At 44.1% G+C, this 20,581-nt stretch carries 21 protein-coding genes and 1 pseudogene; 14 read left to right on the top strand and 8 right to left on the bottom strand.

The genetic code is table 11. The features are described 5' to 3' along the window. Positions 1 to 97: 97 nt before the first annotated feature. Both DY78_RS09380 and DY78_RS09375 read right to left on the bottom strand, forming a co-directional pair. Positions 98 to 1,993 carry an LTA synthase family protein gene (locus DY78_RS09380; RefSeq protein ID WP_024623711.1) on the bottom strand — a complete coding sequence of 632 codons (1,896 nt, stop codon included), beginning with the start codon at positions 1,991 to 1,993 and terminating at the stop codon, positions 98 to 100. Between the two features lie 154 nt (positions 1,994 to 2,147). Then, on the bottom strand, positions 2,148 to 2,816 hold the full coding sequence (locus DY78_RS09375; protein WP_024623712.1) for a sugar transferase: 669 nt from the start codon (positions 2,814 to 2,816) through the stop codon (positions 2,148 to 2,150). A 573-nt stretch (positions 2,817 to 3,389) separates the two neighbouring features. On the opposite strand from DY78_RS09375, the gene DY78_RS09370 reads away from it, so the two are divergent. Further along, on the top strand, positions 3,390 to 3,695 hold the full coding sequence (locus DY78_RS09370) for a hypothetical protein (protein WP_024623713.1): 306 nt from the start codon (positions 3,390 to 3,392) through the stop codon (positions 3,693 to 3,695). A gap of 13 nt (positions 3,696 to 3,708) precedes the next feature. Continuing rightward, positions 3,709 to 4,644 carry an ADP-ribosylglycohydrolase family protein gene (locus tag DY78_RS09365; protein WP_024623714.1) on the top strand — a complete coding sequence of 312 codons (936 nt, stop codon included), beginning with the start codon at positions 3,709 to 3,711 and terminating at the stop codon, positions 4,642 to 4,644. Between the two features lie 69 nt (positions 4,645 to 4,713). On the opposite strand, the gene DY78_RS09360 is transcribed toward DY78_RS09365, so the two are convergent. The 4 genes from DY78_RS09360 to DY78_RS09345 all read right to left on the bottom strand — a co-directional run bounded on the left by DY78_RS09360 (position 4,714) and on the right by DY78_RS09345 (position 6,050). Continuing rightward, positions 4,714 to 4,941, bottom strand: coding sequence for a DUF2922 domain-containing protein (locus DY78_RS09360; RefSeq protein WP_024623715.1), 228 nt, complete (start codon positions 4,939 to 4,941; stop codon positions 4,714 to 4,716). 18 nt (positions 4,942 to 4,959) lie between these two features. Continuing rightward, positions 4,960 to 5,160 (bottom strand): DUF1659 domain-containing protein, encoded by a 201-nt coding sequence (locus DY78_RS09355; protein WP_024623716.1) that lies wholly within the window; start codon positions 5,158 to 5,160, stop codon positions 4,960 to 4,962. A gap of 78 nt (positions 5,161 to 5,238) precedes the next feature. Further along, positions 5,239 to 5,436 (bottom strand): hypothetical protein, encoded by a 198-nt coding sequence (locus tag DY78_RS09350; protein ID WP_024623717.1) that lies wholly within the window; start codon positions 5,434 to 5,436, stop codon positions 5,239 to 5,241. Between the two features lie 74 nt (positions 5,437 to 5,510). Then, positions 5,511 to 6,050 (bottom strand): sigma-70 RNA polymerase sigma factor region 4 domain-containing protein, encoded by a 540-nt coding sequence (locus DY78_RS09345; RefSeq protein WP_024623718.1) that lies wholly within the window; start codon positions 6,048 to 6,050, stop codon positions 5,511 to 5,513. A 306-nt stretch (positions 6,051 to 6,356) separates the two neighbouring features. Between DY78_RS09345 and DY78_RS09340 the strand changes: the two genes are divergently transcribed. The 4 genes from DY78_RS09340 (at position 6,357) to DY78_RS09325 (ending at position 11,082) form a co-directional block, all read left to right on the top strand. Further along, entirely contained in the window at positions 6,357 to 7,112 is a 756-nt protein-coding gene (locus tag DY78_RS09340) for a competence protein ComK (protein WP_024623719.1), read from the top strand. Between the two features lie 41 nt (positions 7,113 to 7,153). Then, positions 7,154 to 7,957, top strand: a complete 804-nt coding sequence (recX, locus tag DY78_RS09335) for a recombination regulator RecX (protein ID WP_024623720.1) — start codon at positions 7,154 to 7,156, stop codon at positions 7,955 to 7,957. Between the two features lie 97 nt (positions 7,958 to 8,054). Next, positions 8,055 to 8,603: a nucleoside tri-diphosphate phosphatase gene (gene ntdP / locus DY78_RS09330; protein WP_024623721.1), complete on the top strand. Its 549-nt coding sequence runs from the start codon at positions 8,055 to 8,057 to the stop codon at positions 8,601 to 8,603. Positions 8,604 to 9,561: 958 nt separating this feature from the next. Continuing rightward, positions 9,562 to 11,082, top strand: a complete 1,521-nt coding sequence (locus DY78_RS09325) for an endonuclease MutS2 (protein WP_024623722.1) — start codon at positions 9,562 to 9,564, stop codon at positions 11,080 to 11,082. A 98-nt stretch (positions 11,083 to 11,180) separates the two neighbouring features. Here DY78_RS09325 and DY78_RS09320 read toward each other — a convergent pair whose 3' ends face one another. Further along, positions 11,181 to 11,912, bottom strand: coding sequence for a C40 family peptidase (locus tag DY78_RS09320; RefSeq protein WP_024623723.1), 732 nt, complete (start codon positions 11,910 to 11,912; stop codon positions 11,181 to 11,183). Positions 11,913 to 12,138: 226 nt separating this feature from the next. On the opposite strand from DY78_RS09320, the gene DY78_RS09315 reads away from it, so the two are divergent. The 4 genes from DY78_RS09315 (at position 12,139) to DY78_RS16135 (ending at position 13,922) form a co-directional block, all read left to right on the top strand. Next, positions 12,139 to 12,507 (top strand): helix-turn-helix domain-containing protein, encoded by a 369-nt coding sequence (locus DY78_RS09315; protein ID WP_235810660.1) that lies wholly within the window; start codon positions 12,139 to 12,141, stop codon positions 12,505 to 12,507. A 172-nt stretch (positions 12,508 to 12,679) separates the two neighbouring features. Continuing rightward, complete coding sequence (locus tag DY78_RS09310) at positions 12,680 to 12,874, top strand: type II toxin-antitoxin system Phd/YefM family antitoxin (RefSeq protein WP_024623725.1); 195 nt, start codon at positions 12,680 to 12,682, stop codon at positions 12,872 to 12,874. Between the two features lie 467 nt (positions 12,875 to 13,341). Further along, positions 13,342 to 13,581, top strand: a complete 240-nt coding sequence (locus tag DY78_RS09305; RefSeq protein WP_024623726.1) for a hypothetical protein — start codon at positions 13,342 to 13,344, stop codon at positions 13,579 to 13,581. A gap of 170 nt (positions 13,582 to 13,751) precedes the next feature. Beyond that, a complete protein-coding gene (locus tag DY78_RS16135) occupies positions 13,752 to 13,922 on the top strand; it encodes a hypothetical protein (RefSeq protein WP_156093417.1) in 171 nt (56 codons plus the stop codon). Positions 13,923 to 14,371: 449 nt separating this feature from the next. Here DY78_RS16135 and DY78_RS09300 read toward each other — a convergent pair whose 3' ends face one another. Continuing rightward, positions 14,372 to 15,298 carry an L-lactate dehydrogenase gene (locus tag DY78_RS09300; RefSeq protein WP_024623727.1) on the bottom strand — a complete coding sequence of 309 codons (927 nt, stop codon included), beginning with the start codon at positions 15,296 to 15,298 and terminating at the stop codon, positions 14,372 to 14,374. 160 nt (positions 15,299 to 15,458) lie between these two features. Between DY78_RS09300 and DY78_RS09295 the strand changes: the two genes are divergently transcribed. The 4 genes and pseudogenes from DY78_RS09295 (at position 15,459) to DY78_RS09280 (ending at position 20,462) form a co-directional block, all read left to right on the top strand. Further along, a complete protein-coding gene (locus DY78_RS09295; RefSeq protein ID WP_024623728.1) occupies positions 15,459 to 16,646 on the top strand; it encodes an AI-2E family transporter in 1,188 nt (395 codons plus the stop codon). 66 nt (positions 16,647 to 16,712) lie between these two features. Further along, a complete protein-coding gene (gene tagD, locus DY78_RS09290) occupies positions 16,713 to 17,105 on the top strand; it encodes a glycerol-3-phosphate cytidylyltransferase (protein ID WP_024623729.1) in 393 nt (130 codons plus the stop codon). A gap of 754 nt (positions 17,106 to 17,859) precedes the next feature. Continuing rightward, positions 17,860 to 19,437 (top strand): peptide chain release factor 3, encoded by a 1,578-nt coding sequence (locus tag DY78_RS09285; RefSeq protein ID WP_024623730.1) that lies wholly within the window; start codon positions 17,860 to 17,862, stop codon positions 19,435 to 19,437. 172 nt (positions 19,438 to 19,609) lie between these two features. Further along, positions 19,610 to 20,462: pseudogene (locus tag DY78_RS09280) on the top strand (GRP family sugar transporter). Positions 20,463 to 20,581: the final 119 nt, after the last annotated feature.

Below are 20,581 nucleotides of genomic sequence, written 5' to 3'. Positions count from 1 at the left end.
GGTTATGCTGAACAATTTGTCCAAAAATTCGGATTAAATTTGCAATCTACCATAAAGGTATATTTAGTTTTAAAGAATTCACTCAAAAGCTTGAGTATTAATTCAAGGTCATAAAATTATTCCGACCTAAGTATGACTTTCCAGCTGTTAAGTCATATTGAACAAGTTTGTAGTCTTCGTATATTTTCCGTTGACTTGCTGTCAAATTACGTAAATAAGTTTGTTGATTGTTTTGATTAACTAGTAAGGCGTCAGTTGAATTTTGGCTATCAGATGCCATAGCCGGCAGTTCTTTTAACACCTTTGTAATCAGTGCATAGTAGGGACTGACTTTCTGATGCATTTGTTCTAATACTAGGGCTGAGAGCGCGTTAGAACCAACGACATTCGCATTTGCTTTGATTTTCTTTGTGCCGTAGCCATGTTGACGCGCGTACTTATTGCTGTAGATGAAGTAATCAGGTTCATGCAATTGTACGTTATAAGTAGCCATGCTGTCGCCATTGTACAAACTTGCAAGATGATCGCCGTACCAAAGAACCGTGATCGGTTTTTTCATTTTATCTAGCTTATCAATAAAAGCTTTGGTTGAATTGTCAGTCAGGTGTAAGCCTTCGGTATAGTTAGTGATTTCGGCGTTGTTGTACTTACCAGCGACACCGGTAATTGTATAATCATTGTGATAATACTTATTTGTGAATGGCATATGATTTTGCATGGTTGCTAGGCTGATAAATTGGCCGCCTTGTTTTTGCTTCACTTGCCACAAGGCATTGTTATACGACGCATCATCGCCAATATATTCACTGTTTTGAATTTTTTTAGTATAATGCAACTTTAGTTTGCCTTTAGAATCGGTATTTCTAAAGGTTTGAAAGCCGAATTTTTTATAAACATCGATTCGTCGATAAAAAGTACCGGTATTTGTATGAATTGCATTCTTAGTGTTAAATAAGTCAGTAATAGCGTAGGCTTTTTTCTGATTAGGAACTAGTTGTGTAAAAGGCGTCGTTAATGTTTTCGAGAAGAAATTCAAGGTTAGACTAGTATCAACCATATATTCCATGTTAGCAGTTCCGCCACCGTATCCTGAACTTAACATAACGCCTGAAGTCGTCGTTTGTTTAATCTTACGAATCTTTGGAATTGGATCAGCACTGACTTTTAAGTTTGGAACTCGCGTCGGATCAGAAAAACTTTCGCTTAGGATATAAATCAGAGTCTGTTTATTAATGTTGCTTTGAGTTCGGTGTTGATTGATGGTATTGGCAACTTTTTGATAACGTTTGGCAATAGTCTGCATCCGTGCCTGTGAATAGCCGGCAGGTTCGTCCATAACGGTAATATCAATCGAATTGATAAAGGCAATGACGGGGCCGTTGTTATTAGCAGAGTCTTCCAAACTCCAGGTGTATGATTGAATGCCGAGCTTAGCGAATGTTTTGGCGACGATACCATTGGTGTGATTGATGCGAAAAAACGAAAAAATCATTAAAGTCGTAATGATGACACCGGCGATACGAGTCGGAATTTTAAACGTTTTTTTACGCAATTGAAGTCGTCGTAAGCCCCAAAAATTGATGACAATGACGAGTAAACAAACAATGACGGTAATGATGATACTGCTAAGACTAATCATTGAAGATAATTCATTCGCATTGGTCACCATAGTCAAATCACTCGGTAGTAGTGGTTCTTGCCTGAAAGTCATTTTTTGACTATTGACGAATCCGAAAATAATCATGAGGTCGATGAATAAACTATTACTAATCCATAAGCGATTAATTAAACTAGTTAACCCCCAAGCAATAATAGAGAGAATAATTGTGCTAAAAAGATAAATCTTTTTATGTAAAACAACCCAATATAAAGCGCTTTTAATATTTCCTGATTGAAGTGCTTGAATTACTATGAGCAACACCATGGATTCGATTACAAAACCAATCATAATTAACCATGGACTCCATTTTTTAAAATTTTCTTGATGCGACAAGATATAATTCCCCTTTGTTAAATTTATAAATATAATAATATGTTTAACTAACTAAGCTTGTCAACTTAATTCAATAGAGAAATCATAATGATAGTATTAAAAGAGGGTCAGCATTCAGATGAATGCTGACCCTCTTTTAATTGATTGTATAAATTTAGTAAGCACCGTTAGGTCTAATAAAGACCATCACAGTCTTGAATAATACGTAAACATCAAATGCGACACTACTTTTTGAAATATATAGTAAATCAAGTTTGACCATTTCATCAAAGCCAACGCTGTTACGAACTGTTGCCTGCCATAAACCAGTACAGCCAGGTTTAACACTCAAACGTTGTTTGTCATAGGCTGAGTATTCGGCGACTTCACGTGGTAACGGTGGCCGCGGCCCAACTAAACTCATTTGCCCAATTAATACATTCAAAAGCTGTGGTAATTCATCGATACTATATTTGCGAATGAAGCGACCAGTTTTAGTTACACGTGGATCGTCATGCATTTTGAACATGGCACCGTCAACTTCATTTTGTTTAAGCAGTTTTTCTAATAGCTCATCAGCGTTTGAAACCATTGATCGAAACTTAAACATCTTAAATGGAACTTCATTTTTACCTAAGCGTGTCTGTGAGTAGAAGACGCTTCCCTTTGGATCTTCTACCTTAATTGCAATTGCAACAATTAAAAAAAGTGGCGAAAGCACAATTAAGCCGACAAAACTAGCTACAAAGTCAAAAAGACGTTTGATGGAGCGATAGACGTAACGATGTCGTTGTCGTTCGACATTAATTGTAATCGGCCGTATTTCCCGTTCATTGTATTCCATTTGTAACACCCTATACTCTTCCTTTTGATATTCCCCTCAAATGCTTCTTCTTAAGAAGGGGGCATGGGTAAAAATACCATGCATAAGTCGTCATTAAACAAACGACTAGTATGTAATTTACTATACATGGTGCCGTAAATAATAATGTATGTAACCAGAAAATTATAGTACAATTTTTGGTCCAAGTAAACATTATCCAAGTTTCAGCACGATACACCAACTACATTATACCAAAGATGGTTCTTAAAAATAAAACTATCTGACATTGGAAATAGCTAATATGAAGAATTTTGAATGTTTATAATTCGGTAATTCTAAGTACAATTTAGCATGAATCCGTGATTTGTCAATGTTTCGTGTATTAGTTTGTTCACATTGTAATTCTGTTCTTATCATTAACTAATCTATGCTTGTTGGTTGTTATGAAAACCCACTTGAAAGTCGTACCGTATTCTCAATTGGACCGTCCCAAAACGCCTATTTACCGCGGATGCCTATTATTTCCAATCCAATAACGGTACAATTAACTCAGCTATCAAACTCGTAAATTTAAGTGAAAAGGATGTCACGCACATGAATGATGATGCAATCAACGTTTTTCCCGCTGATTATAATTCTTCATACCATTTAGTTTTAAAACGAGGCACAGACCACTATGCCTACTACTATTTCAAAATTGATAAACTGGATCAACGGGTCATCTTTTACGATGATGTTGATCGGAGTGGGATTTCGATTAAAACGCAAATTACACGAACATTTATGCGTAGCCTGATTAAGGCCATTGATTGGCATCCAGTCGGCAATAGCATTATTGTCGAGATATATAATGTCCAACGTGAAACCGGTAAAGCCACGCGTTTGGCGTGTGATATTTAATCGGAGGGGCCATATGCAAGCAGAACAGATACAACATATTATTTATGCTGGGATTGTTGGCGATGCTTTGGGAGTTCCCATCGAATTTCAAGAACGTGATACTTATCAGGTCACCGCAATGTCTGTCGGTGGCTATTGGGACCAACCATTGGGGACTTGGTCAGATGATTCCGCAATGACGTTGGCGCTCATGGATAATCTAACGACGGATGCCAGCTATGATGAGCTATTCGACAAGTTTCAGGCGTTTGTAATGTGGGGCGATTATATGCCGGCGCATCATACGTTCGACGTGGGGAAGACTTGTATGCATGCTATTCGTAATCATTTTACGAATCAGGTTCCAGCGGTCGCCAGCGGGGACGCCGCAGATTTTGCTAATGGTAACGGCGCGCTAATGCGTCTCGCACCACTAGCTATCGTCTTACAAACCGAAACCAACCTAACCACGCGTCTAAAATTGTATCGTGATTACACCAGCATGACACATCGCCATCCGCGGGCCATTCTGGGCAGTTATTTATATTTGGAAAGTCTACACGCCATCCTAAATGGCGCGACGTTAAAACAGTCATTAGCTCTGCTGGCCGTCAAGTTACCATCAGCGCTACAAGCCGAACCAGAAGTCTTGGCTGAATGGGATTACTATACGGCATACTTATCACCAGATTTCGCCAAGACGCCGCGTGACCAAGTTAAATCGACGGCATATGTCGTCGATACGTTTGCGGCGGCGCTTTGGTGTAACTTGCAAACCAAGACGGTCGCTGACGCCATCCTGTTAGCGGCTAACTTAGGTGGTGATACTGACACGATTGCCAGTATTGCGGCCAGCTGGGCGGCTTGTCAGCGTCCTGATACAGTTTTAGCTTGGCAGGCGCAATTGCGTGAGCCGACGACTTTAAACGCGTTAATTGCGCCGTTTGCGGCCAAATTTGCGATTGACTAAATAGATTATAGGAAAACGGCCGCTCCCAACATCGGGAAGCGGCCGTTTGGTAACAGCAGTTAACCAAAACTAGTCCTTAGGTGCTTCAATAATCGGTGTTTCCACGGTTTCAACATACTTAGCAGCCAATGGTTCGGCAGCTAAGTTAACGCCTTCCTTACTGAACAACTGAGCGGCAGTCAGATCGGCCATCGCTTTGGCCACGACTTCTTTGGACAAGTCATCGCTGGCGTAGCGTAACTTTAAGTGGTGGACCTTGTGGGCACTAGTCTTGAAACTCATATCTAAAGTTTTCATGAATGATTCCTCCTATTATTAAGCGTGGTATTGGTAGTAGTTGGTGACATTAGCGGCGATGAAATGGTTACCGGTCAAGGTTTCCATGACGTGGCCTAAGGTGGTGAGCTGTTCATTGGTCACTGCTTGGGCGACTGCGTTGAGCGTTTGCTTACGTTTCACATCCGTGTCGGTGTGCATTTCGATAGCGACACTCGCTTTTTGCCAAGTCTTTTCCATAATGACGTCCTCCTTTGAAATTAGTGTTGGCTGGCCAGCTAACAACTTACTAACGGTTGAGCCGGCTCAAAAGTGCAACTACATGACGAAATTGTGGACCGTTTTGAGGGTCGCTTGTTTGACGGGGCTGGCGGTCAAATCCGCGACTAATTGACTGACTTGATCGACTTGGGCATCGGTGATGGTTTCCGTAATGTCCATAAAGTTGTGCTTGGCGCCTTTTTTATCGTCGCTGGCAACTTCGACGTTGAGGGTGTTCTTGAACCAGTTTTGCATGGGTGATACCTCCAGTTTATGATTTGTAGGGCCCTACATTAATACCAACGGGTGAGGGTGCCCAATAGTGCAACTTAATTTTTTGAGTAGAGCGCGTGGGCTTTCTTGAGCAAACTGGTGCGCCAGTTATAAACGGTGCGGCGACTGACGCCATGGGTGCGCATGATGTCGGCAACACTTTGATCAGCTAAGAAAAATTCCGTCAAATAAATTCGTTCACCGGGGCGACATTGTGTGAGGAGGGTCGTCAATAAGTCGGTGAGCTCCCATTGTTTTTCTTGGTCAGCCATCGGCGCAATCACCAAGTTTTCAGCGGCAGTCAAGTCGACTTGCGATTGGCTTCGTAACGTTTGTTTTCGTAAATAATCGACCGTCCGCCACTTGATACGGCGAAAGGCGAACTTACGAAAGTCCGGTAAGTTTGCCGGTAATTCAGGTTCGTAGTTTTGATACGCTGACAGCCACGTTAAATGGGCGACCGTCACACAGTCTTCAAAGTAGGGATGGCCTTTGGTGACGTTGGCGGCCTTAAGGGCACCGTAGAGCAGTTTTTGATGGGCCGGTTGGGCGAGTAAGTCGAAAGCTTGTCGATTTTCTAAACGGTCAGTGCGCATATTGGTAACCTCTTTTTGCGTAAATTACCTTGGCCAAGGTTGAGGTCAGTTTAACGAGGAACGTTAAATTTTACGATACGTAAAAAATGACCAAAAATACGTAAATATCCCTGAAAATCGGTGAATCAGCTTGTTTTTTAACAGTGCCATGAGAATCAAGAAGTTCGCAAACTTATCGTTTTGATTGCTTGTGTATTACCGGTATAGTTGGGGTTATACAATGAACGATTCCTATAATTCATAGTTAATTGATATGATTCATTGTTGTGAGAACCCCGTTATATCAATCTAAAGGAGGCATCATGAATGCACAATCAGCAACGATTTGAACTCAATCAACAGATTTGGCAGGCTTTACCGACTCATTTTGATACCATCAATCCATTATCAATCGTCAAACATGCTCGGCGGGTCGAAGGGTTGAAACTAACGGCTTTGAACACTTTTTTATTGCTTGACTTGCACAAAGAAGCGTGTGATGCCAATACGGTAGTTTTTGACACGCAGCGCGGGTTATTAAGTACGACAAAAACGAGTCGCCAGTTGCTTAAACGGTCATGGCAATCATCGATGGACTTTGCGGTTGATCTTCAAAATCGGCATATTGCGACTGAATTAGGCCATACATGCCATCGTCTGCCGATTGTCTTTAAGGATTTACAGTATATTCCGCTGGGGGCCCGTAGTCGGGAAAATACGAGTTGGGTCGGGGCTCATCAATTAATGGATTACTATCCCGATGGTAAGGTTTGCGAGTTGTTATTCGGGAACAATATTACGGTGACGATTAAACGCAGTGCCAATAGTTTTGAGAAGCAACTAGCTACGGCTAATGCCATTAAGCAGGAACGGCGGGCTTGTGAACAACGGCAATCGCAGTTAACATTTGTTGGTGATTCAGCTGAAGCGGCGACCGCTAATTTACATCATCATGATTATCAGCGGGAGGTGTTTGTTGAGCTACTAATCTTCGGATTGAAACAAAACGGTTACGTGGTCAACCGTGGCGATGTTCACGAGGTGGTGACCGACTTTTTTGGTAATAGCTCGATTTTCTGTTAAATTATAAGGGCAAGGTAATTTAATACTGGGAGCCTGAATTAATGACAAAAAAGATTACCAAAATCATGGCGCAAAGACGCGCCGGCCGTTATAACATTTATTTAGATGACAAGTACGCGTTTCCGATTAGTGAATCGGTAATGATTAAGTATCGCGTCTTTAAGGGGATGGAAGTTGATGCCGCGCTGCAAGCTGAGATGGTGGCCGCCGATGACGTGGCCAAAGCGTACGCCCGCGCGTTAGATTATTTATCCCATCAACTCCGCACGGAAAAAGAAGTCCATGACAAATTGCGTGATGAAGACCTGGATGAAGGCGTCATTACGGCCACGATGGTCCAGTTACGTGAATTGCATTTATTAGATGACCAACAATACGCGGACGCCTATGTTCGTACGGCTAAACGCACGTCTGACAAAGGGCCGCGGGTGATTCGGCAAAAATTACGGCTCAAAGGCGTCGGGGAACAATTGATTGACGATGCCTTAGCGGGGCAATTTTCCAGTGATGACCGCTTAGAAAATGCGACCGAAGCCGCGCAAAAATTGGCGAAACGCTATGGCAAACTCGCATTTAAGACCATGCAACAAAAAGTCCGCCAAGGGCTGATGACCAAAGGCTTTGAACCGGATATTATTAGCGCTGCAATTGAAAATTTAGATTTACAACCGGACGCCGACGAACAGTGGGATGCCTTAGTGACGCAAGGCGATAAATTGTGGCGGCGCAATCGCAAGTACGGCTTTTCAGAACGGGCCTTACGCACGAAGCGCAGTCTCTATCAAAAAGGTTTTTTGATGGACGATATTAATCGATTTATCGACGAACAAGTTAAGGAAGACTGAATTCGGTGAAATAGATACACGCACGCTATTAAAATCTGGTATAATGTTTAGTGAAATTCGATGAAATTTTTTTACCCTCGGAGAAAGTGGGCTAAACATGGTGCGCGAAGCTAAAGGACCTAAGGAAGGCGACTTCATTACGATCAAAAGCTATAAGCACGACGGAAGTTTACATCGAACTTGGCGCGATACAATGGTACTCAAAACAAGCGAGAATGTCTTAATTGGTTGTAACGATCACACGCTGGTCACCGAAGATGATGGTCGACGGTGGGTGACCCGGGAACCGGCAATCGTTTATTTTCACAAGCATTATTGGTTTAATATCGTGGCGATGATTCGCGATAATGGCGTGTCCTATTATTGCAACTTGGCCTCACCATACGTGTTAGATAAAGAAGCTTTGAAGTACATCGACTATGACTTGGACGTCAAAGTTTTTCCCGATGGTGAGCGTCGTTTATTAGATGTTGACGAGTATGAAGAGCATGGTGCGCAATGGCAATATCCCGCTGACACCGACCGCATTTTAAAAGCAAATGTGAAAGTGTTAGTTGATTGGATTAAGCACAAAAAAGGCCCATTCTCACAAGAATACATCGACATCTGGTATAGTCGTTATCAAGAGTTATCACGTCGGCAATAGCCTGCTGGCGGTAGCCAGTGGCGTAATTAAGTTAAATTAAAAGACTGCTCAGTGTGAATAGCATACTGAGCAGTCTTTTTTGCTTGGTTTACTGTGTCGCCGGTCGCCCACCGGATGCGCGCCGTGGGGTAGACCTGGGGCCAAAAAGCGGTCCCCAGGGCGCTTTGGGACCCGGCCATAACCCGTTGCCGGTTACCAAAGGCGACCCCAATAACGTGCCGGAAAAATCGCCGGCACATTATTGCGACACGGCGCCCATCCGGTGGACGACCGGCTTGATGGCAACGCTAATTGTTATATGGATTGTATACGATTTTAGGCAATATTACTGCGCTTTTATTGGGAAACGCCACCTGATTATGGAGGTCGCGTTGGCAAGTAAATCTTATTAGTTTGATTAGTCGGAATGTTTTGTGTTGGCGTGACTGATACGATGCAAATTTGGTTGCGTTTATTGTCAAAAATCAGTGACATTAGCCCAAACTTTATACGTTGATACTGAACAATTATTTCAATATATCTGAACGCTCAAGCCATTGAGATATGGTCGTTTACATATTTACTACTAAGTTCAATATTAGCTGGTCGTCACGCGGTCGTTCGCCGTGTCGCAATTAATCGTCGATGGTTTGCCGACGATTAATTGGGGCCGACTTTGAAGACTGACAGCGGGTTATCGTCAGGCTTCAAAGCGCCCTGGGGACCGCCCTTTGGCCCCAGGTCTGCCCCACGGCGAACGACCGCGTGACGACCAGCGGAAAACCAATTCAAAAAGGACAAATTGCGCAAATAATCTCGATATGATAAGCTTAACCGCAAGAAAACAAAGAGGTGAAGTTGATGAGTGCGCTTAATTGTCGAGCAATGTCCGGCACAGTCATGTGCAAGGTTTAGCAACAGCACGGACCGACAATTCAAAATAGGTCATTCTCCGTTGCTGTTTGCTGCAAGGAGAATCATGAACAATACAATTAAACAAATTACCCAACTCGATGAAATTTTAACAACGGTGGCCAGTTTCACGCATAGTCAGATTGCGGCGGCGGCTTTACAGGCTCGCCCGCGCTTGACGACATTGCCCGCAGTTGAAGCGCAACTAACGCTGACGGCGGAAGCCCATCAGTTATTAGCGGCGTCCGTCACGTTAACTTTTTTCGATTTGGACCAACTAACGGCCGTTAAGACCAAACTTGATCAAGGGCTATTATTAACCGCTACGCAATTAGGCACCCTGGGCACGTTTTTAACGAGTAGTCGGCGGTTAACGGCCACGATGCAACAACACGCCGACATCGCGCCTAAGTTAGCCGCTAAGGCGCTGACTGGTGATGGCCTGGGGCATTTAGCTCGTGAATTGGCAACAATGATTCAGCATGGGCAAATTGCCGATGCGGCTAGCCCTGAATTGGCGAAAGTCCGGCAACAGATTAGCCAGCAGCGCCAACAAGTTCAAGCGGCCGTGACACAGTTTGTCCAAAAGCATCCGCAAGCCGTGACCAATCGGCGGCTGATTACGCGTGATGCCCATATCTGTGTACAACTGAAGGCCCAATATAAAAATCGGTTTGCGGGGCAGGTGATTGACCAGTCCGCTACTGGCGCAACCGTGTTCTTTGAACCGCAAGCGGCGCGGCAACGTGCAGACCAGTTGGCGGTGTTATTGACGACGGAAGCTGCCATTGTCTATCAGTTATTGGCCACGTTGACTGGGGATGTCCAAACGCATTGGCCGACCATCGTTACGCAACAAGCGTGGATGGCAGAATTAGACCAAATTATGGCTTGTGGACAATATGGGTTAGACCAGCAAGCCCGAATGCCACAATTGACGGCAGACCAGCACATCAAGATTGTGGCTGGGCGCCATCCGCTCCTCACTGATGCCGTCCCGCTCAATTTGGAACTAACGAGTCAGCAGGGGTTAATGATTACCGGCGCTAATTCTGGTGGGAAAACGGTCGTCTTAAAAACGATTGCGTTATTTGCCTTGATGATTCAAGTCGGCTTGGAACTACCGGTAGCGGCGGCAACGACGATGCCGGTCTTCAGTCAGATTTGGATTGATATTGGCGATAACCAGAGCCTGAATGCGCAACTGAGCACGTTTGCCGCGGAATTAACGACTTTAGTGACGATGACCAATGCCATCAAACCGCATGCGCTCGTGTTACTTGACGAAATTGGCAGCGGCACGGATCCGGAAGAGGGGTCTGCGCTAAGCATTGCGATTATTGAAGCCTTGCAGGCGCAACATGCCACCATTATTGCGACGACGCATTTCAGTGCAATTAAGGAGTTTGCTGTCATTTGTCCAAGCTTCATGACAGCGACGATGGCCTTTGACCCGCAGACGTTACGGCCGACGTATCACCTGCTATTAAATCAAGTTGGCGCTAGTGAAGCCATTTGGTTAGCGCAACGGCTGGGATTACAGTCGCAAATCATTGCTGCGGCAAAACGGCGATTAACGACTAAATAAAACCAAAAAAGAACCCGTCAGCGTATTTGCTGGCGGGTTTTCGTGTAAACAAAAAGCCTAGCTCGGCGCTAGACTCGATTGATTGTTTTAGTTATAGATTAAGCGGAGAAGTTAACGGGGCGAGAATAGCCAACCGCATGCCACCAAGAAACGTAAACCTTTTCGTTTTTAACACCGTTATCTTGCGCATCGATCATCTTGCCACCACCAACGTAAATCCCAACGTGGGTAATTGAACCAGTTGAATTACCAAAGAAGATTAAATCACCTTTTTTAGCACTGGCGCGTGAAATCTTAGAATATGAGTTGTATTGTGATTGGGCAACTCGTGGTAAGGTCTTGTTAGCGGCTTTCTTGAAAACGTACTTCGTGTAGCCAGAACAGTCAAAGACGGTTGGACCAGTTGCACCGTAAACGTAACGGGCACCTAATTTTGACTTAGCGACGTTGTACATGTTCGTAAATGACTTAGGGTTTTTCTTTAAGTTGTTCTTGTTAACCCAGCCGGTAGCAGTTTTATTTGTATTAGTAACGTAATAATATGTGTAACGTTTGCCGTTTTTTTGTTGAACGGTGCGTTGCTTAGTTGCGAACCAAGTCGTGTTACCAAAGTCGCGTAACCAATGAGTCCGATGTAATTTGTAATTATTGGCAGCGCCCGTGAAGTTGTTCAATGGGGCGCTGTTATTTTTCCGGAGATAACCAGTTTTTGTCATACTTGTGGTCGTTAAAATCCGGTTGGTTGAAGCCGCATAAGCGGTGTCCGTTTTGCCGAAGCAAAGTAACAACCCGGCTACTAGTAAGAGTAAAGCGATTAATCTTGATTTCATTATATGTAAGTTCCTCCCCGAATTTATCTATATATATACATCTATCGCAATCAACGTATCTAATCATAAGGCAGAAATGTTTCAAAACGGTTTCAATGCTATTGCGGTTACATTAATAAATCATGGTTTCCGGGTTACGGACAAATTACGGACTTGCATTTTTGCTCATTTTTGATATATTTTTGGGAAAAGCCCAAATTGAAACGGAGGAATGATCGTGGCCTTCATGAAGTTAGATAACGGGGAGTTGTTAAAAAACATTCGTCGTTTTGCTAAAAAGAACGGATTAACGTTAGCGGAAGTGGCCACTTTAGCTGGATTAAGTGCGAGTGCCATTTATAGTTGGAAAAAGCACACCCCTTCAAAAGGAACGTTGAAAGAAGTGGCGCAAGTGTTAGGCACGAGTTACTCAAAGTTAGTTGGTAAAGAAGATAAGCCGGAGCCGACGCAGCCGGATGTGACGGCGGTCGATTTAAAAAAAGTCATTGAAAATAAAAAGAATCATTTCGAATATGACGGTCAACCGGTGTCACCCGAACAGCTCAAAATCATTCGCAACGTGCTCAAGACGATGTTCAAACAAGCGCACGGTTAACTTTTATATAATTTCAATCATATTAAGTGCAACGCCGGGATGAATCGTGTAAAATATGGGCTAGTCATTCAAGTTATTTTCAATTCGCCAACCGCTTGCGAAAATGCTTGACGTACCGCCCACAAAGGGGCACAATATCATCAATCGTTCAACAAGTTGGGAGATGGCGTTTATGAAAAAAGTCACCAGTTCGCTGGCAAAGAAAAATATCAATCAGTTATTAACAATCGTCAACCAAGGCCACGAATCTATTGAGGTTGAAAATCCCAATACCCAAGATTCCGCAGTGATGATCAGTATGAAAGACTGGTTACAACTCGTAGCATCCTTACCGAAAAATAAACATCATGACATGGAATTCAGTTAATATTGCGACCCTCACGATTTGGTGAGGGTCCTTTTTTTAGCGGAAGTTGCCGCTGCCGGCTGACCGTAATTCCAGCTGCCATGGGGACCAGTCCAAGCCTGAGAAACGGTCTTGGACCTCGCTTTTGAGCCTGAAAAGCAAGTTTCAAAAGACGTCCGTGGGGTAAACGGGCCAACAACGCCCGTTAACGCCACTCGCATGGCGGCTTCCATTACGGTCAGTCGCAGCTAAATTGATTTTTCGATATTAATAGTGCGATGATGATTTGGTGCTGATACCGTTGATGTTAGTTGCAATTCTCGCTCATCGTAGTACGTACTTTAAATGCAATCGGTAACTGGAGATGTGAGTAAGTATTAATTGGGGACATAAGCAGCATTAATTATCGCCGGGACCTTTTTCTAGTTCGCAAAGTGTCTTTATTTGGCGTAAAATGTAATCGATTACAGAAACGGGGGGTGACCAAGATGGTCCTATTCAAAGAACGCTGGCAACATTGGCTCAGTATTTTTGGGATATATGGCGTTAATATGGTAGTGCTTATTTTTGGTTTCAAAGGTGGCATCGAGGTCATTTTTGGGACCGGTTATGCGTTAGTGGCTTATTGCTATTTGTGGCTCAAGACTTTGCTAATCGGCTTTCTCGGTTGTCTAGGATTGGCAGTATTAGACTACTTGGTGGCGCGGCATCGTCAACGGCTGCGCTAGCTTGATGCCCGTGGGTAATTCTTGGGCGCAGTTTTTGTTACATAACCGTTGATATATTTTGACAAAGGTGACATTTGGGTTTGCGTTTATAACGTTTATGAATATTTTAATAATTAGGCCATCCTGCTGGTAAACTAGAGTCATTCAAAGCCAATGGTGGAGGTGCTAATATGAGTAATAAGTTAATTTACGTCTTGGGGACGATCATGTTAGTAATGGGGGCCTATACCAGTAAGTTCTGGCAAATACCTACTGAGAAAATCATCCGAATCTTGCTAGTGACGGCGTTAATCATAGGAGTTGCTTATGGCTTGAAGCAACTATTTGTCAAACGGGCTTAACAATCAGAAAAGGACTTAACGTGATTACCTTGATCACGCTAAGTCCTTTTTCGTGTCGATTGGTTAACCGCAGTTGGCTGACCGTAATTCCATCGTCCTGGGACCGGTCCAAGCCTGAGAAGCGGTCTTGGACCTCGCTTTTGAGCCTGAAGCCCAAGTCTCAAAAGACGTCCATGGTGTAAACGAGCCAACAACACCCGTTAACGCCACTTTCAGGACGATTCCATTACGGTCAGCCAACTGCTAAATGGGGTTAATAATCAAAATTGCTTAGTCTGTGGAATGATGATTGAAAGTTTTTGATTACATTACACAAATAACGCCGCTACGTATTTTGGTAGTGGCGTTATTTGCTGAGTAACTGGTTGAATACAATATTAACTAAAACTACTGCTTGTCATCAGCGTTACTCTTATAATTTATAAAGGAGTCATTACTGACATAAAACGTTACTTAGCAGTACTCTCAGCGAACTTTGTTTTGATATAATCCGCTGAAATTTGTAATTTCTTCAATTCTTCGTCGGTTAAGTCTAATTGAACTTGTTCGACGATACCATCGCGGCCGACAACCGCTGGGTATGATAAATAAACGCCGTATTCTTCACGGTAGTTAGAAACGGGGAGTTCCGTTAATGCGTCGTTTAACACGATGTTGGCTAAGCGGACCGCTGCGGTGGCCACGCCATAGCTGGTGTATTTCTTGCCATGGAAGACGGTGAAACCGCCTCGACGTGCTTCTTGGTCGAGTTCGGCTAAGTCTAAGTCGCGTTCATCGGCGATTTTGCTGATGGGTTGGCCTAAGACGCGGACTGTTGACCAAGCCGTGAATTGGGAGTTACCGTGTTCACCTAAGTTGTAACCGGCCACGGAACGGGAGTCGATATGTAACTTGTCGGCGACCGCGCGTTTCATCCGCGCAGAGTCCAATAAGGTCCCCGTGCCAATGACGTGGTTTTTAGGCAAACCAGTCACGGCTTGATAAATCGACGTGATGACATCGACGGGATTGGTGATGGCGACAATGATGCCGTCAAAGCCACTCGCTTTAATTTTTGCGGCGACGTCTTTAACTTGCGTACTCGTGAATGGGAGTTCCGCGAACCGGTCGTCGTTGGGATTATCTTGTAATTTGATATTGCCTAACGCCGAGATGATGACATCAGCATCTTTTAAGGCACTGTAATCATTGACCGTGATGTTCGTATGGAATGGTAAGTTGGGCATGGCGTCTTTGAAATCTAACGCATCGGCCTCAACTTTACCGGTATTTGGATCGATTAAAACTAAATCATCGGCGAAGCCATTCGCCACGATATAATGGGCGGCCGTAGAACCAACGTGGCCCATCCCGATAACAGCAATTTTTCTTGACATGCGGAAACACTCCTTTGTTTATTTATGCTTTCCTAACTAAATTACCATTTTTCTCATCATTTTTAAATAGTTTTTATGACAAACTTCACGATTGTACCGATAGCTTATGAAATAGGTTATAATTAATCCATTACTGAAGCCTAAAAAAGGGGTTAGCGACTTGTTTAAACGTTTAAAAGAATCTTCATTACTGTTTTGGTCGCTCGAAATTTTAATTGTTGCCAGTTTGATTTGGGTCTGCACGAATATCGGCTTTTTATTTCAGCCAATTGGGACCTTTTTAAATGTGGTCTTTATGCCGATTGTGATTTCGGGCTTCCTATTTTACATGTTGAACCCATTAGTCAAAGTACTAATGAAGGTTCATTATAAAAAATTTCGTATCAACCGGACGGGGGCTGTCGCCATTGTCTTCGTCTTGTTAATCGGAATCTTAGCCTGGGGTTCCGTTTCCTTGATTCCGCGCTTGATTAATCAGGTTTCACAATTAGTCAGCAACTTGCCGAGCTTGGCGTCGGAATTACAAAAAGAGGCGACGAAGCTTGTTAGCAACAGTACCGTGTTGAAAAAGGTCGATGTCAGCACGTACATGAAGCAGTTTAACGGCGAGATTAGCAAATACGCCCAAAACTTCTTGTCTTCATTATCGACGAGTATCGTCACCGTCATCACCACGATTACGAGTGTCACGATTATGGCCATCACGATTCCAGTTATTTTATTTTATATGCTCAAAGATAGTGAGAAATTCATTCCAGCTATCAGTCGTTTCTTACCACGCAAGCAACGGCCAGAAATTGTTGGCCTGATTCAAAAAATGGGCGACACGATTTCCAGTTATATTAGTGGTCAAGTTATCGAGTGTTTATTTGTCGGGACGTTTACGGCGATTGGGTACATGTTGATTTCACAACCATACGGCTTATTGCTCGGGGTCGTGGCCGGGATTGCCAACATTATTCCGTACTTAGGACCGTATATCGGGATTGCACCGTCACTCATTGTTGCGTTCACACAGTCGCCGATGCAAGTGGTCTACGTCGTAATTGTGGTCGTCATCGTCCAACAAGTGGATGGAAACTTGATTTACCCGAACATCATTGGGCGGACGCTTAAAATTCACCCGTTGACGATTATCATCTTGTTATTAGCAGCCGGCAATATTGCGGGGTTACTCGGAATGGTCTTAGCGATTCCGTTTTACGCAGTCGTTCGGACGGTCGTGATTTACTTGTTTAACATCGTTGAGTTGCGGAATGAAGAAGAATTACGCATGCAAACGACCGTTTATCAGCCGCAACCAGCCAAAGCCAGCAAAGCCACGGTGAAAAATAAGAAGAAGTCATAAGTCGAATATTAGCTGTGTTATAATGGGGAAAATAAACCGACCGGTGGTGTCGTGAGGAGTGATTTTTTGACCAAAGTAATTACGTACGGCACATTTGATTTGCTGCACAAAGGCCACATCCGGTTATTAAAACGGGCGCGCGCCCTCGGTGACCATCTCACGGTTTGTGTTTCGACAGATGAGTTCAATGCGGAAAAGGGCAAACATGCGTATACTTCATACGAGGATCGCAAGTACATCTTAGAAGCGATTCGGTATGTCGATGAAGTGTTACCTGAAAAAAGTTGGGACCAAAAAATTAAAGATGTCGTGGATAACGATATTGATATTTTTGTCATGGGTGACGACTGGCAAGGCAAGTTTGATTTCTTAAAGGACTACTGTGAAGTCATCTACTTGCCCCGCACCGAAGGCATCTCAACCTCTAAAATTAAAAAAGATCTCGGCGTTCCTGATTGAGCGTCCCTTAAAAAACCGGTGCGCTTGCATCGGTTTTTTTGTATTTGTACTAGTGGCCCTCCAGCTCGGTGGTTAGCGTTTCACGTGCTGGGACCGGTTGGCGCCAAAGTGCGGTCGCCAACCTCACTTTCAAGCTGAGAAAAACACTCAGCTAAGAGAAATTTCAGCACGTTCACACTAACCACCGAACTTCTGGGACGGCAACTGACAAAGTTGGCACGTGTGAGTTCTAATTAGTGTCAGTAAGCGTGGTTTTAGTTAGGATGGTTGGTGACATTAAGGCAATCTGGTGAGTAACGTATTTTGTTAAAAAATGACTGGTACTAGCTTTTTTTGCCAAAAATCAGTAAAATATGTAAGGTTATGCAAATCATTTTGACTTAAGTATGCTAGTAGTACCGACGATGTATTCTTGCTACTATAAAGTTGTTGCTTTGTGTATTTTGAAATAGATGATGACAACTGATAGTCATCTAAGTAGTGGTTGTCAGAGCTGACTCAAACTAAGTTACGTCAATTTGAGCCGGAAGCCAGTGGCAATGGCGCCGTGAAAAAGCTGTTAGCGAGCGTCTTTTGCTCGGTTACAGCTTGGGTCGTGTTGATAGACTGGTGGGTTGTGCCAGGCTGTCAACCGCCTGGGGAGACCGCTTTTTGGCTCACCGGGGTTGCCCCACGGCGTTGTTGCCACAGGCTGGAGGCGGCCACAACCACCAAAAAAGTCGTAAATAAACGTTTTTTAATGAAAGGGATTTTTATGAATAAAGCAGAATTACAGGCCGCCGTGGCTACGCGTCGGACCTTTGCAATTATTTCTCACCCGGATGCTGGGAAAACGACCATTACCGAACAAATGTTATTGTTCGGGGGCGTGGTGCGGCAAGCTGGGACGGTTAAGGCGCGGAAGAGCGGTAACTTTGCCAAGTCTGACTGGATGGAAATTGAAAAGAAACGTGGGATTTCGGTTACGAGTTCCGTGATGCAGTTTGACTATGATGGCAAACGCATCAATATTTTGGATACCCCCGGGCATGAGGATTTCTCTGAAGATACGTACCGGACGTTGATGGCCGTCGATTCAGCGGTCATGGTCATTGACTCGGCCAAAGGGATCGAACCCCAAACCAAGAAATTATTCCAAATTTGTAAAATGCGCGGGATTCCGATTTTTACGTTCATGAACAAGTTGGACCGCGATGGTCGTGAACCGCTTGATTTGTTGAACGAAGTTGAAGAAGTTTTGGGTATCGAAACGTATCCGATGAATTGGCCAATTGGGATGGGTAAAGGTTTGAAAGGGTTATACGACCGTTATAACCACCGCATTGAACTTTACCATAATGAAGCTAAGGGCCAAACGTTCTTACCATTAGATGATGAAGGCCATTTGGACCCTAGTAATGAATTAACAAAAGACAGCATTTATGATGATGTCTTGGAAGAGATGGAACTCATTGAAGAAGCCGGGAACGACTTTGATGAAAACAAAATTTTAGCTGGGGACATGACGCCAGTCTTCTTCGGGTCAGCTTTGACGAACTTTGGGGTCGAAACTTTCTTGAAGACTTACTTGAAATACGCGCCGAAGCCAACGGCGCACAAGACGCAAGCCGACGAATCCATCCAACCAACCGATGACGAATTCTCTGGGTTTATCTTCAAGATTCAAGCGAACATGAATCCTAATCACCGTGACCGGATTGCCTTTGTCCGCATCTGTTCTGGTGAATTCGACCGCGGGATGGATGTCACCTTACAACGGACTGGCAAGAAGATGCGCTTGAACAACTCGACGCAATTCATGGCCGATACGCGTGAAACGGTGGAAACGGCCGTGGCTGGCGATATCGTTGGGTTATATGATACTGGGAACTTCCAAATCGGCGATACCATTTTTGGTGGCAAACACGCCGTTCAATTTGAAAAGTTACCACAATTTACGCCGGAACTCTTCATGCGCGTGACCGCCAAAAACGTCATGAAACAAAAGTCATTCCACAAAGGGATTGAACAACTGGTGCAAGAAGGGGCCGTGCAATTGTACACGTCTTACTCAACCGGCGACTACATTTTAGGGGCCGTGGGGCAACTTCAATTTGAAGTCTTCAAATTCCGGATGCAAAACGAATACAACTCGGAAGTGGTCATGGAACCAATGGGTAGCAAGACGGCCCGCTGGATTGACCCTGAACAACTGGATGAAAGTATGTCCAGTTCCCGGAACTTACTCGTTAAAGACCGCAATGGCGATCCATTGTTCTTATTTGAAAATGCGTTTGCTGAACGCTGGTTTGCTGATAAGTATCCCGATGTTAAATTAACGTCTAAATTATAATAAAAAAGTTGATGGTGGCGGTAATCGCTTCCATTGACGTTAAATCAATCATCAGTCGTCGTTACCGCGCGGCTGGTGATTTTTTTGTTGGTTAACATTAGTCAAAGAAGTGTTAAAGTATGGATATCGCTTTCAAGCGGACGAAGGCGACATTGAGATGAGGAGTGGTTTTTTGAACATTATGATGGCATTGATTCCAGCGCTCGGCTGGGGATTAAATCCGTTATTGATTTCCAAATTGGGTGGTAAACCCATTAATCAAACGCTCGGCACCGGCTTTGGGGCGCTGGTCGTTGGTTTGATTGTTCAGTTTATTTATCGGCCCAGTGTCGACCAAGGCACTTTCTGGTTGAGCGCGCTGTCGGGAGCCTTTTGGGTACTCGGACAGATTGGCCAGTATACGTCATACGGCCGGATGGGTGTCAGCACCACCATGCCGATTTCGACCGGGGTCCAGTTAGTCGGAACCTCGCTAATTGGCGTGTTGATGTTCGGTGAATGGTCCGGGACGACGGCTAAGTTAGTCGGGTTTGCGGCGATCATCATTATGATTATCGGAGTCGCCATGACAGCGGTTACGGATAATTCCGATAGTCGCGCCGGTTTAGTAAGCGGCTTGGCCGTACTGTTGCCGACAACGATTGGCTACTGGATTTACAGTGCGCTACCAAAGATGGTTGCTGCTTCCGGGGTCGCCATCTTCTTCCCACAAATGCTCGGGATGTGCTTAGCTGCCATCTTGTACGCCATTTGCAGTCATCGGTTAGATGCGTTTAAAGAAAAAACGAGTTGGTTGAATATGTTCGCTGGCGTGATTTTCGGAATTTCTGCCTTAGCATACATTTTCTCAGCCAAAGAAAACGGGGTGGCGACTGCTTATGTGATTACGCAGCTCAGTGTCGTCATTTTCGACGGGTGGCGGGATGCTGTTCTTACATGAACATAAAACGCCGCACGAATTACACCTGACGTTGGTCGGGTTAGCCCTAATTGTGGTCGGTAGTGTGATGACGGCGTTTCTATAAAGTTACGATTTGAAATATTACCCCTTAAACATACTAGGATTAGCTCAAAATGGGTGTCTGATGAAATTTCATTAGGCACCCATTTTGAGCTATTTTGAAGGTTGAAACGTGCGCCAAAA

The sequence above is a fragment of the Lactiplantibacillus fabifermentans DSM 21115 genome (assembly GCF_000498955.2).
In the GTDB taxonomy this organism is placed as follows: Bacteria; Bacillota; Bacilli; order Lactobacillales; family Lactobacillaceae; genus Lactiplantibacillus; species Lactiplantibacillus fabifermentans.
This window is presented reverse-complemented; position numbering and strand designations above follow the sequence as displayed.